The sequence below is a fragment of the Bacteroides sp. NSJ-48 genome (genome assembly GCF_014287405.1).
Classification (GTDB): Bacteria; Bacteroidota; Bacteroidia; order Bacteroidales; family Bacteroidaceae; genus Bacteroides; species Bacteroides stercoris.
In genome coordinates this window covers 33375-46318 of the sequence record NZ_JACOOD010000003.1, presented here as the reverse complement: position 1 = coordinate 46318, position 12944 = coordinate 33375, and the positions used below count along the sequence as shown (strand labels likewise).

At 49.0% G+C, this 12944-nt stretch carries 12 protein-coding genes; 6 read left to right on the top strand and 6 right to left on the bottom strand.

The genetic code is table 11. The annotated features are described in order from the left end of the window. Nucleotides 1-232: 232 nt before the first annotated feature. The 6 genes from H8S52_RS02235 (at nucleotide 233) to H8S52_RS02210 (ending at nucleotide 7799) form a co-directional block, all read left to right on the top strand. Nucleotides 233-2137, top strand: a complete 1905-nt coding sequence (locus H8S52_RS02235; RefSeq protein WP_186909259.1) for a tetratricopeptide repeat-containing sensor histidine kinase — start codon at nucleotides 233-235, stop codon at nucleotides 2135-2137. A 104-nt stretch (nucleotides 2138-2241) separates the two neighbouring features. Next, a complete protein-coding gene (locus tag H8S52_RS02230) occupies nucleotides 2242-2895 on the top strand; it encodes a response regulator transcription factor (RefSeq protein WP_186909258.1) in 654 nt (217 codons plus the stop codon). Between the two features lie 30 nt (nucleotides 2896-2925). Next, a complete protein-coding gene (locus H8S52_RS02225) occupies nucleotides 2926-3663 on the top strand; it encodes a hypothetical protein (RefSeq protein WP_186909257.1) in 738 nt (245 codons plus the stop codon). 37 nt (nucleotides 3664-3700) lie between these two features. Then, a complete protein-coding gene (locus tag H8S52_RS02220) occupies nucleotides 3701-4462 on the top strand; it encodes a hypothetical protein (RefSeq protein WP_186909256.1) in 762 nt (253 codons plus the stop codon). A gap of 16 nt (nucleotides 4463-4478) precedes the next feature. Beyond that, a complete protein-coding gene (locus H8S52_RS02215; protein WP_186909255.1) occupies nucleotides 4479-5447 on the top strand; it encodes a hypothetical protein in 969 nt (322 codons plus the stop codon). 24 nt (nucleotides 5448-5471) lie between these two features. Then, nucleotides 5472-7799: a BACON domain-containing protein gene (locus H8S52_RS02210; protein ID WP_186909254.1), complete on the top strand. Its 2328-nt coding sequence runs from the start codon at nucleotides 5472-5474 to the stop codon at nucleotides 7797-7799. Nucleotides 7800-7921: 122 nt separating this feature from the next. Here the strand turns inward: H8S52_RS02210 and H8S52_RS02205 are convergent, their stop codons facing one another. From H8S52_RS02205 to H8S52_RS02180, 6 genes are all read right to left on the bottom strand, one after another. After that, on the bottom strand, nucleotides 7922-8464 hold the full coding sequence (locus tag H8S52_RS02205) for a 2-oxoacid:acceptor oxidoreductase family protein (RefSeq protein WP_117904056.1): 543 nt from the start codon (nucleotides 8462-8464) through the stop codon (nucleotides 7922-7924). A gap of 19 nt (nucleotides 8465-8483) precedes the next feature. After that, entirely contained in the window at nucleotides 8484-9248 is a 765-nt protein-coding gene (locus H8S52_RS02200) for a thiamine pyrophosphate-dependent enzyme (protein WP_005654929.1), read from the bottom strand. Nucleotides 9249-9502: 254 nt separating this feature from the next. After that, nucleotides 9503-10588 carry a 3-methyl-2-oxobutanoate dehydrogenase subunit VorB gene (locus H8S52_RS02195; RefSeq protein WP_186909253.1) on the bottom strand — a complete coding sequence of 362 codons (1086 nt, stop codon included), beginning with the start codon at nucleotides 10586-10588 and terminating at the stop codon, nucleotides 9503-9505. Nucleotides 10589-10599: 11 nt separating this feature from the next. Further along, nucleotides 10600-10827 (bottom strand): ferredoxin family protein, encoded by a 228-nt coding sequence (locus tag H8S52_RS02190; RefSeq protein ID WP_004289820.1) that lies wholly within the window; start codon nucleotides 10825-10827, stop codon nucleotides 10600-10602. A gap of 12 nt (nucleotides 10828-10839) precedes the next feature. Further along, nucleotides 10840-11115 (bottom strand): tetratricopeptide repeat protein, encoded by a 276-nt coding sequence (locus H8S52_RS02185; RefSeq protein ID WP_186909252.1) that lies wholly within the window; start codon nucleotides 11113-11115, stop codon nucleotides 10840-10842. A 379-nt stretch (nucleotides 11116-11494) separates the two neighbouring features. Then, nucleotides 11495-12898, bottom strand: coding sequence for a glycoside hydrolase family 28 protein (locus H8S52_RS02180; protein WP_117666710.1), 1404 nt, complete (start codon nucleotides 12896-12898; stop codon nucleotides 11495-11497). Nucleotides 12899-12944 lie beyond the last annotated feature (46 nt).

Below are 12944 nucleotides of genomic sequence, written 5' to 3'. Positions count from 1 at the left end.
ATTCGCTTACGGAATTCAGTCTTTTTTGCTTCTTTTTTACATTCGGCGTTTACAGGCAATCTCTTTCTTTTTGACGATAAAAATGAGATGGAAAGAATGTTTTTTCTTGTAAATGGAGTATTGTATGTGCCGGGTTATTTATATTTGCGCAGATATTATGATGAATTGTTACCTTTGTGGTGAGTAGGTGTCAAAGACTGTTTATATATACTTAAAATCCATATCTTATAACATGAAAACATTGTTTGTCCTTTTGGGGATGTTTGTAATTTATCCTTGTTTATACGCTCAAGATGCGGAGTTGCAGGCTTGCCGGGAAGAGCTGGCGCGCGGCATGAGCCAGAAGAACCGCGACAGCATTGCTGCAGCTTATTGTCATTTGGGAGAATACTACGCCTATCGCCAGGCGGACAGTACCCGGTATTATTGCGAACAGGGATTGAAATATGCCGCAACGGATAAAGCCGAGCCTTACCTTTACCTGTTGAATAATCTGGCAGACGCTTATTTTTCTTCGGGGCAGTTGGACGAATCGTTAAAGCGTTTCCGTTTTGTGCTCGAAGAAGCCGGACGTTTGCATTGGGACGAGGTCGAGATAGCTTCCGTGCTTTCCTCTGTCGGCGTGATATACCGTAGAAAGGAGATGCCCGATTCGGCGCTGGTGTGCTATAACCGGGCATTGGCGTTGCTTGATAATCGCAAGGCTTATGATGAACGGACACAGTTGCTGACGAGTATAGCCATTCTCTATACGAACACCGCCCGGCTGAAAGAAGGCGAATATTACATCCGGAAAGCTTTGGAAGCATCGGAGAAGAGTGATGACATGGACATGGTGATGTATGCTGCCGCTACGGCGGGAAGTATTTTTACGCTGAGGGAAAATTATGCGGAAGCAGCCCAACTGCTTTATCCCGTACTTGCCAAAGCACGGGAGCAGCAGAAGCCGAGATTCGTACTGAAAATCATAGCGTATCTGTTGAGTGCCTATTACAGGCTGGACAATCGCGACTCCATCAATCATTACATGGCAGAAGGCGATAAAGTGGCGGCAGGACTGCCCGCTACCAATGCCGAAGTGCAGGGGTATCATGAAAGTCTGTGTGACATACTGACTAAAATGGGACGCTATGGCGAGAGCCTGCATATCCAAAAACGGATGCTGGCTGCGAGGGACAGCAGTTCGCAGACTCCCGTAGACCGGCTTTTTGAGAGAATGGCACGCAACTATGCCGGAATGAAAAACTATCCGGAGGCTATGGAGTATTACGCGAAGGCCTATCATACGGCAGACAGCCTGCATAAGGCGGAGGTGGAAACGGAATTGTCGGAACTTTCCATAAAATACGAGAACCAGGAAAAGGAACTTGAGATAGCGCGGCTCACTCAGCAGCATTTGGAACAGAAAGCTAAGACGATGCAATGGAGTGTGGCGGCAGTGGCGGCTTCTTCTGCTTTCCTGCTGCTGGCTGCCTATTATGTCTTCCGGCGTAAGCGCATCAGGAAAGAGGAGGAATTGAAACTTGCCCAAAGCTATATAGACGGTTTGGAGCGCGAACGTACGCGCCTTGCCAAGGATTTGCACGACGGTGTGTGCAACGACCTGCTTGGTATCGGTATGAATATGCAGTACATGCAGCCTACGGACGAATCGAAACGGGAGATTCTGGCTCTGCTGGAGCAGGTGCGCAGCGATGTACGCTGTATTTCTCACGAACTGATGCCGCCTAAGTTCCAGGTTACTACCCTTGCCGAGACGGTGGAGGCCTATGTGGAAGGGCTTGCCCTTCCTGCGTCCGTGCAACTTGCGTTCAGTAAGGAAAATGAAGAGATTCAATGGAGCCAAGTGCCCGAAGAGGTGTCTTATGAAGTTTATCGCATCATGCAGGAGTTGCTGTCCAATATCCTGAAACATTCCGGAGCGACTGAGATAGATGTGACTCTTACATTGAAACGGAAGTTGCTGACTCTGCAAATTTCAAATAACGGTAAAAACTACTGTGGTGACGAGGTGCGGGGAAAGGGCATCGGGCTTACTACCATTCAAGAACGCGCCAAAGCCGTCGGTGGTTTGTTTACCACGGATATTCAGGACGGAAGCCAAAAGTTCAGGCTTGAAATATCGTTATCCATTTAATGGAAAACCGGTATGCCGGAGAGTAAAATCACTATTTTTGATGATGCCGCATATTGATAAATGCTATTTCTTTGCAACATAATTCAGAACACAAAGATAGGTTGATGAAAGAAAGAGATATACGCATTTTGTTGGTGGATGACCATGATTTGGTGCTTCAAGGTTTGAAGCGGATAGTAGAATGTTCGCTACCGGAAATAAAAAACGTATGTACTGCATCGTCGGGACAGGAGGCATTGCATCTTATCGCATCTCAACGTTTCAATCTTTTCGTGCTGGATATGGAACTGCCCGACATATCCGGGATGGACATCATTGTGCGGATACGTGAAAAAGATTCGCGGGCACGCATCATTGTCAACACCATGCACGAAGAAATCTGGTTTATCAAAGATTTGATTCAGAGTGCAGTAGACGGTATCTTGTTTAAATCCATCGATTCTACGAAAATAGCCGAAGCCATTCGCCGGGTGTTGGATGGCGGAACTTACTATTGCCCTTATGCCGAGCATGTGCGTGCACAGATGCGGCGTTCGGACGAAGGGCGGCGTGAGGAACTGACCTTGCGCGAACTTGATGTGCTGAAACGGATATCCGAGGGCAAGAACACGCAGGAAATAGCTCAGGAACTTTGTGTCTCTACCAATACGGTTGATACGCACCGCCGTCATCTGATGGACAAGCTGGATGCACGTAATGTGGCCGACCTCATTATGACAGCTATCTCCAAAGGGATAATCCCTATCCGTAAATGCTGACAACATTACTCATTTAAATAATTCAATAGTATGAAAAAGTTTACGGTTATAACTTTATCCGCAATGTTCTGCGGACTGGTTGTGTTGTCGGCATGCGGCGGTGGAGCCGCTTCGGGTTCGGCTGCAAGTAGCGATGCGCCTTTGGGCCGTGTGCCTGCGATATTTGCAGAGGTGGCTGCCAAGAAAAAAGCATTGGACGAAAGCTTGCGTAAGGAGGATGATTTGGACCGGTATCAGAAGAAACTGAAAGAGTTTGATGAATATGCTGCCAAGAGTTATCAGAAGGCGGCGGAAGAAGGCGAGAAACTTGTCGGACGTGAAATTGTCTGTACGGGAGATGTCTACCCTGATTTTCAGATAACGGGTGCTAAGGTGGCGGAATATTATGCCGGCAGAGAGGCGGGCAGTATAATTGTGCGGGTTACGGTCACTCCCAAACAGGATATTGTAGTACGTGAAACCAAACGTCAATGTGCCGAAGGTGAATATCCGCTGAAAGATACCCGTCTGTATTTCGCCTTGATGAAGGCCAACGACCATTTGATTGAACTCGGACAGTTGAATCCTTTCAACGGTAATTCTTATAACAGCTCTTTGAAAGCCGAATATGCTCCCGGACAGATGGTTCAAGCCGGCGTACCTTGCCATAGCGAAGGAGCTCCGGTGTACATCAACTGCCATACCTACGACTTTACGGAATTTGCCAAGATTGTATTTCTGGCAGAGAAAGATTATATGGCTATACGTAAGCAGGCTTACGGCTTCTGATAGAAACAAACTTCTTTAATCTTAAAGGCAAACAACTATGAACAGGCTTTTAATGGCGGCGGCACTTATTGTGCTGGCAGCCTGTGGTGGCGTATCCACACAAAACGGCAACGGGACGGACAAAGAAGGACTGAACGGTAAAGTGCATAAGGTGCAAACCTTGATTTACAACGCGAAGTCTCAGGACAATGAAACAGTAAAGGACGGCAAACCGGATTCTTATCGTGAAACGGATTTCTTTCCGAAAGAAGATACCCGGATTTATAATGCTGCCGGGCAGCTCGATTCTGTGGTGAGTGTGGTGGACGCCGTCAAATACATTACGGTCTATGCCTATCGGGACGGGAATGTCAGCAATGAGAAACTCTTTCAGAACGGTGAACTGCTAACCGATCGCAGATATGTTTATCGGGACGGCAAGCTGGCAAGTACAATCGAAGATATGTATATCGGCGGCGATAAGACTACCAGTGAGTATCCGGTGGATGCTTCAAAGACAGAGTACGTGGATGGCAATTGCATAGAGCATGGTGATACGGAACGCGATTATGTTGTGAAAGACGCTCTGGGGCGTGTGCTGAAAGAGTCCGCTTACAGCGAGATGGACGATTATCTCACCGTAAAGGAGTATACCTATAACGAAAAAGGCTGGCTGGAAACCTGCGTATCTTCCGATGATAATAAGGTGTCTTACGATTATCCGGAAACGGACGACCGGGGCAACTGGACACGCATGGTGATAACCCTTAACGGACAGCCCTATGGTATTGCGGAACGCAGCATTACTTATTACGAATGATAATGGACAAGGTATTATGGAAACTATAATTGTATTATTGGCTTTGCTTTCTCAAATATTGGGTCTGTTCGGCTTTGTTTTCTCATGTCTTTTATTTTTGAGGTTCGGCAAAGTAAAAGGTTGGTTCAATAAGAAGGCAGGTACGGAGATTGTATCCTCATTCAGCTTCCGTTCTCTCCGCACATTGGTTGTAACCGGGGTGCTGGGGTTTGTAATGATGATGGTGGCCCTGCTTTGCAGCGTGGGGCTTTTTATAGATAAGACGCCTACGGATACACAGATGTATTGGTTTGCAGGTACGTTTGTAGCGTTGACGCTGGTGTATCCGGTTTGGCGCGTGATACGCCGTATCGTGCGTTGCAGCCGTGCGGAAAACAGAAAAGCGGAAAGGTGGCGACTGTTCTATGACGTAGCGGTAAACCTGGCGGGTTTGTTCGGCGGTTTGCTGTTGCTTGTCATCTTGTCTTTTGTGGCGGTTATCTTGTCTTTTACAAAATGGAACGATTTTGTCCCCAAGCATCTCCGCGAGATGTCCGGAGTGGACGTTGTGCCGGAGTCGAATAGCTATTACTGGATAGGTGCTGTGCTGGGTGTGGTTGCCGTACTGTCGCAGTTCTGGGGTTCGGACGGTGAGGCGGTAATCGGCTGGTTGGTGGGCATATCCGTGCTTGCCCTCATCGGCTATGCCTGGTATCAGATACGCAGTGCCGCACCCGAAGGCAGGAAGCAGATTGCATGGCGGTGCGGATATATGGTATTGACTACCTATGCGGTGTTCACTATCACCTGGATTCTGATATTCGTGGCAGTTGCGCTGCTCATTCTTTATATAGTCCTTTCCGCTACCGGCAATTCGGGAGGGAAAGGCAAGTATAAAGTGACTTGTGAAAATCTGACCGATGATGTAATCAACGGAAGGGGGATATGCAAGATTACAAACTCCAGATGCAAGATGCGCGATACGGGAGTTTGTCCTTACAATTAATTGATTAACAGTAATAAATATGGAATGATGAACAAACTTCAACTTTTTATTTTTCTGGTCTGTATCTGCATGCTGGCGGGTTGTACGGAAGAGGAAGAAAACTCCGGCATACGTCTTATAGAAGGTACGGCTCCCGGTCAGACCATCTTTGCTGACGAAACGACTACCGATGGTGACATACATTTCACGACAGACGGTGCTTGGACAGCGGAGGTGACGGAGGCATCTACCAAAGCGGAAGGAAGCAGTGTGAGTTGGGTCACTCTCGACAAGTACAGCGGCAATGCGGCAGGCGAATATACGATAACCGTATTTGTCCGTAAGAATTATACGGGTGCCGACCGCAAGGCTTATATCAGGATAACATGCGGAAGCAGCATTACCATTACAATAGAGCAAAAGGCGGTTACTGAATCGGGTGATGTCCCCGTCAACCAGGAGCCTACCTATGATGGTGAAGCGCCGTATGTGACGGTAGAAGAGCAAGAGGTGGTTCTGCCTGCTGTGGCTTCCGGTCGCTTCTTCGTAAACTTCAAATCGAATCTGATGGAAGAGCCTGCGATAGCGCTGGAGTTGCCGGGTGAAGAAGAGGGCGAGGAATACGTTGCTGCCATTCGAGGGGTATTGATGTGCACTCCGGATGAAAACAGCCAGTTGGAACTGGAGGTGTTCCCAAACATATCGGATAAGGAACGGAGGAACATTCTGCGTTTTATGACGCATGACAATGAGCAGTTGGCTGTTGTCGTGCTGAGGCAGGAACGGGGAGCCGTGTGCCAATTGCTCGATACACAGTCGGAAGTAGGCGGACTGGTGTTCCGGTTCGGGACAAACGGTCAGGTGCACCATGTGTATTACGGACTTTCGGACACCCGGCTGCGGTCGGAAAAGGAAGTGGAGGAGTTCCTTGCCGACCGCAACCGGTCGCAAGAGCTTTCCTTGTCCGATGGGGCGGAGGAGTTTGCCCTGAATTTTGACGGTCTGCTTCCTGCCACGACCTATTACCTGTATATGCTTCCGGTTCATAGTGCCGGAGACGCTGCGGGCGCTTACATGATGGAAACTGCCACAACTGCCGTGCAGGAGAGCAGGCATGATTTGGTGCTGGAGGTAAGTGCCAATAGGGCGAACGACTTTAAGGTTTACCTGCCTTTCTGTGATGATTATCTGAAAGGTACGGTCGACTGGGGAGACGGCACGGTAGAGAAGGTGGAAGGCTGGAATATGTACGGGGTCAGTCATCAATATGAAACCAACGTTGCCACCACGTATGAAGTGCGTTTTTCGGGTGTGCTCACTTCGCTTGACCTAGTGGCGGATATCCGCGAAGCAAGAGAAAACACATTGCTGTCAATCAAGCAGTGGGGATATACCGGACTGATACGGATTATGCTTTCCGGCTTTAGCAGTTTGAAGTCGATAGCTGCCGATACGGAAGGTGCATTCCGGGGCATGGAGCACTTTGGCGTGGAGCCTTATGGTGGTAGTTTTACCGGTACGGCTATCGAGTCCATTCCCGATGATTTCTTTAAATATGCGGTAAATGCCACCAGCTTTGACTATACATTCGGTGATTGCAAAAAACTGAAGAGTATTCCGGCAGGATTATTCAAGAATTGCACGAAAGCCGTTTCTTTCCAGCGGACTTTTATAGAGTGCGGATTGCTCAGGCAGATACCCGAAGACCTTTTCAGCGGATGTAAGGCTGTGACGAATTTTTCCACCACATTCGCTCTGTGTACTTCTTTGGAGAGTATCCCCGCAAACCTCTTTGCCGATAATACGGAGGTGACATCATTTGAGGGTACTTTCAGTCGGTGTACAAGTTTGAAGAGCATTCCGCCGACTCTGTTTGCCAACTGTGACAAAGTTCTTTATTTCGGCATGAATTGGCTGCGCGATAGCAGTCACAGAGGCGGGCTGGGCGTGTTTCAGCAGTGCGAGTCCTTGCAGGCCGTTCCGGAAACTCTGTTTGCCGGTTGCCCGCTTGCAGAGGACATGTCTTACGCATTTGCCGGATGCAAAGCGCTGACGTCACTTCCCGATAATCTGTTCAGGCAGAATTCCCGACTGGAGCAGGTGGAAGGCACTTTCTCGAGTTGTACGGCTTTGACGGCTATTCCCGCAATGCTCTTTGATAATAATCGGAAACTTATGAATGTGAAATCGGCGTTTAGCGGTTCATTGAACGTAGAGGGCGAATCGCCTTATACCGTGATAGGTAATAAAAAGGTACACTTGTATGAACGCGGAGACTACCCGACCGAGTTCGTTGCACTGCAAGAATATGTACGTTGCTTCGGAGATTGCACAAAACTGACTGACTATTCCGATATGCCTGACCATTGGTGATATGAGGGCAATGAAAAACGGATGATGTATCGCTTTGAAATACATCATCCGTTTATACTGAACGCATCGTCCGTTCGGGGCTGACAGACCATCTGTTTACCTCAAACGGACGGTCTGTTTTTTCAGACCTCTTTAATCAGCTCCATACCGCGTTTGATAGCCTCTTCATTCATGGGTATCAAGTGGTGGTGACGTTCGGGGAGTGTCTTTTTCAATCCCTTGATAACATTCTCCAGCGTTACGATGGGAGCAATCTTCAGCAGTCCGCCAAGCACAATCATATTGAAAGCCTTTGCGTTGTTCATTTCATTGGCTGCATCCATGGCGTCGATGCGGTAAATGTGTATATCCTTGCGGGTAGGCGGGTTGATGATGCCGTAGCCGTCGTAGATAAGTATGCCGCCCGGCTTTACTTTGTTCTCGAACTTCTCCAGTGAAGGTTGGTTCAGGATGATAGCCGCATCATACTTGCTCAGGATGGGCGAGGAGATTTTCTCGTCGCTCACGATTACGGTAACGTTTGCCGTACCGCCACGCTGTTCCGGTCCGTAGGCCGGCATCCAGGTAACTTCCTTGCCTTCCATCAGTCCGGAATATGCCAGAATCTTTCCCATGGACAATACGCCTTGTCCGCCGAAGCCTGCTATAATGATTTCTTCTTTCATTGTTCTTCTGTTTTTAGCATCATTGTTTATCTTTCAAGTCACCCAATGGATAGAAGGGGAACATGTGCTCCTGCATCCATTTGTTTGATTTCTCCGGAGACATCTTCCAGCCGGAGTTGCAGGTGGAAACGATTTCCACGAGGTTGGAACCCTTGCCTGCCATGGAGTTCTCGAACGCCTTGCGGATGGCTTTCTTTGCCTTGCGGATAGCGGGAACCGTATCTACGCTCTGGCGGGTTACGTATGCCGTACCTTCCAGTTGGGCGGCTATATCGGCCATTTTCAGCGGATAACCGTGCAGGTGTACGTCACGTCCATAAGGACTGGTAGAGGTTTTCATGCCCACAAGGGTAGTGGGGGCCATCTGTCCGCCGGTCATACCGTAGATGGCGTTGTTGATGAAGATGATGGTGATGTTCTCACCGCGGTTCAGCGCATGGATGGTTTCGGCCGTACCGATACATGCCAGGTCGCCGTCGCCCTGATAGGTGAATACCAGACGGTCCGGCCACAGGCGCTTAATGGCAGTGGCAAGGGCGGGAGCGCGTCCGTGGGCGGCTTCCTGCCAGTCGATGTCTATATAGTTGTAGATAAACACGGCACATCCCACGGGGGAGATGCCGATGGCCTTATCTTCCAGTCCCATTTCTTCGATTACTTCGGCAATCAGTTTGTGAACCACGCCGTGGCTGCATCCCGGGCAGTAGTGCATGGGATTATCGTTCATCAGAGTCGGTTTCTTGGCAACCAGGTTTTCGGGTTTGATAATATCTTCTTTTGTCATAATCACTTCTCCTTATCTGTTGGTGAACCGTATGAAAAACTCCATAAGCTTTACAAATATAGCTGCGCCGCAAACGTATATAAACAGTTTGAAATCGTCCCTTGCTACAATGTACACGATGATAGATGCCAGGGCAAGTATCAGAAAGAGAATGTTCAGTACGTTTCTTATTTTGTCAGGATTCATTTCTTAATTTGAGAGTTGAGGATTAAAAATAAAAAATAAAAATAGAGTTGGCTGAGACTTCTTGATTCTCAACCCTCGATTTTTAATTTGGCAAGCGCCTCTACAATCTCGTCCGGGTCGGGAACGATGCCGCCGAGACGTCCGAAGTGCTCTACTTTCACCTTACCGTTTACGGCGAGACGGACATCCTCAATCATCTGTCCGGCATTCAGCTCGGTAACCAGTATGCCTTTTACCTTGTCGGCGTATGCGGCAATGGCTTTGGTTGGGAACGGCCACAGAGTGATGGGGCGAAGCATTCCGACCTTGAGGCCTTCTTCGCGCGCCATTTCCATGGCTTTTTGGCCGATACGCGCCATGGAGCCGAAAGCTACAATCAGGTATTCGGCATCCTCGCAGTGAATCTCTTCAAAGCGTACCTCGTTCTCTTCGATTTCTTTGTATTTGGCCTGGAAGCGGATGTTGTTCTTCTCCATCTCTTCCGGTTTCAGTTCCAGAGAAGTGATGACGTTGGGCTTGCGGCCGTTGGTTCTGCCGGTAGTGGCCCACGGACATTGCTCGATAACTTCGGCATCCGTGCGGCGCGGCTTCTGTGTGGGAAGAACTACCTTCTCCATCATCTGTCCGATTACGCCGTCGGCAAGGATGATAGCCGGATTGCGGTACTTGAAGGCAAGCTCGAAGCCCAGACTTACGAAGTCTGCCATTTCCTGTACGGAAGCGGGGGCAAGGGCGATAAGGCGATAGTCACCGTGGCCGCCGCCTTTTACGGTCTGGAAATAGTCGGCCTGGCTTGGCTGGATGGTTCCCAGTCCGGGACCGCCGCGCATTACATTTACAATCAGACACGGCAATTCGGCTCCTGCAATGTAGGAGATACCTTCCTGCTTGAGGCTGACACCGGGGCTGGACGAAGAGGTCATTACCATTTTTCCGCTTCCGGCGCCACCGTATACCATATTGATAGCTGCCACTTCACTCTCTGCCTGAAGCACTACCATACCGGTGGTTTCCCACGGTTTCAGTTCGGCGAGTGTTTCCAATACCTCTGATTGGGGGGTAATAGGGTAACCGAAGTATCCGTCGGCGCCGCAGCGGATGGCTGCATGGGCGATGGCTTCGTTTCCTTTCATTAATACAACTTCTTCTGCCATATTCTTCTTATTTATTCAACTTTTACTTTATAAACCGAGATACATCCGTCCGGACATACAGTTGCGCATGAACTGCATCCGTTACAGGTATCTTCCAATATCTGGTGGGCATAGTTATACCCTTTTACGTTCACCTCTTTGGTGAGGGCTATTACATTGAGCGGACAAGCCACAACACACAGGTTGCAGCCTTTGCAACGCTCGGTGTCTACTACGATTGCTCCTTTGATTTTTGCCATAATTTACGTTTTTTATTGATTGTACATATCCTTGTGATAGAAGTTCAGAATATCCATTACCATGTTATAGGCTTGCCGGGCGGGGCTGTCCGGATTGAGGTCGATGGCATAGCGGTAGTTGTTTAGCGCTTGCTGCCAGTTGCTCTGTTTGCGGTATGCGTTCCCCCGGAGATAATAGGCTTCGTCTTTTTGCGGGAAATCGGCCTGAAGCAGTTCATCAAGCAACAGAATGGCCTGCTCTACGTTTCCCTGACTGATAAGCTCTTTTATGGTGTTTAATTGCTCCATATCGTTCTGAGTTCCGGATTATTTAACTACAAAGATAGTTTTTATTTGAAAATGAGAGGCATCTTTACTGTGAAAAATAAGAAAATAAGGAGACGGCTGTATCTTGTCTTTTCTTATTCCCGGTGTTTGCTTCCGAAACTCCTGGCGTTTGCTTCCCATATTCCGGGTGTTTTCTATTGGAATGCCCGGTCTTTCAGGAGTAAACTCCGGGTGTTTCGGGAGCAAATGCCGGGGGATTTGGAGATATGACAATCCCTTTGTTCCGGCTTTGATTCATTACGATGCAAAGCAGGACAAAGGGATGCTCTTCTGATGAATGTGCAGATGGAATATACTTCTTCGGTCTTTTATTTTAGCAGGGATTGTCGGGGGAGACCGGTTATTTCACAAGTTCCCCGTTTATATACAGATTCTTGAACGTGACATCTTTTGCTCCGCTAATCCGGTTTTTACCTTCCTTGACGTTATTGAAGCGGCTGTCTTCCACGCTTACATTATAAACGTGCTTGTCATCATCAAGTCCGATGATGAGTACACCGAGTTTGCTCTTCTCGCAAGTCACGTTTTTAAGGTGTACGTTGCGCACGGTAGGGGCATAGCCGCGATTGCACTTTTCCCGGTTTTCGTATTGCAGGTTGATGCGCAGTACGGCTTCGCGGCATTGGCCGACAGTGACGTTGCGTACAAATACATTCTCTATCAGTCCGCCACGGCAGGTACTGGTCTTGATGCGGATTACGCGGTCCAGGTCGGGGCTGTCCATGCGGCAGTTCTCAACGAACAGGTTGCGGTAGCCGCCGGATATTTCACTGCCGATAACGACGCCGCCATGACCGTTTTTCATGAAGCAGCCGCGCACGATGATATTTTCGCTGGGAATGTTCCACTTGCGTCCGTCCTGGTTACGGCCGGATTTGATGGCTATGCAGTCGTCGCCCGTATCAAAGGTACAGTTCTCTATCAGTACGTTTTTGCAGGATTCCGGGTCGCAGCCGTCTCCGTTGGGTCCACGGTTGAATACGTGCACGCCACGTACGATGAGGCTTTCGCAAAACAACGGGTGTATAACCCAGAACGGAGAGTTCAGCAGGGTTACATCCTCTATCAGTACCGTGTTGCAGGAATAGAGGTTGATGAGCTGCGGGCGCATGCCGTCTTCGGGTTTCATGATACGCTTGTATACCGGCGTGGATGTTTCCCCGTACATCAGCAGACGTTCGCGTCCGCCGTTGCGTTGGGCCACCATGCCTTCTTTCCAGCCGTAGCGCGGAGCGCCGCACATCGGCCACCAGGTTTCATTGGAACCCTGACCGTCGATTGTCCCTTTGCCGGTGATGGCGATGTTGGTTTCGCCGTATGCATATATCAGCGGGCGGGCATTGTAGCAGTCCAGACCTTCCCAACGGGTGATGACGGCAGGGAAGTAAAGGCTCTGGTCGGTGGAGAATTTCAGTACGGCTCCTTCTTCCACATGAAAATTTACGTTGCTCTTTAGGGTGATGGGACCGGTATGGAAAGTCCCTTTAGGTACTACGACCGTTCCGCCGCCGTTCAGGCTGCATGTCAGGATGGCCCGGTTGATAGCCTCATGGCAAGGTTCATCCGGCGTATCGGGTTGTGCACCGAAGTCTGTGATGAGGTAGGTACGTTTGGGGAAAGAGGTCCGCTTGATTTGTTTTTCAATTTTGGCGCTTTCCTTGAAGGCTTTGTCAAAGTCTATCGGATTGGCGGTGGCCAGGGTTACCGATAGAAGCAGGGAGATGATTCCGATTACTTTCTTCATGCGTTTTTCTTTTATGTTCTTAAATGGTAAATAGATTACGCAGGCA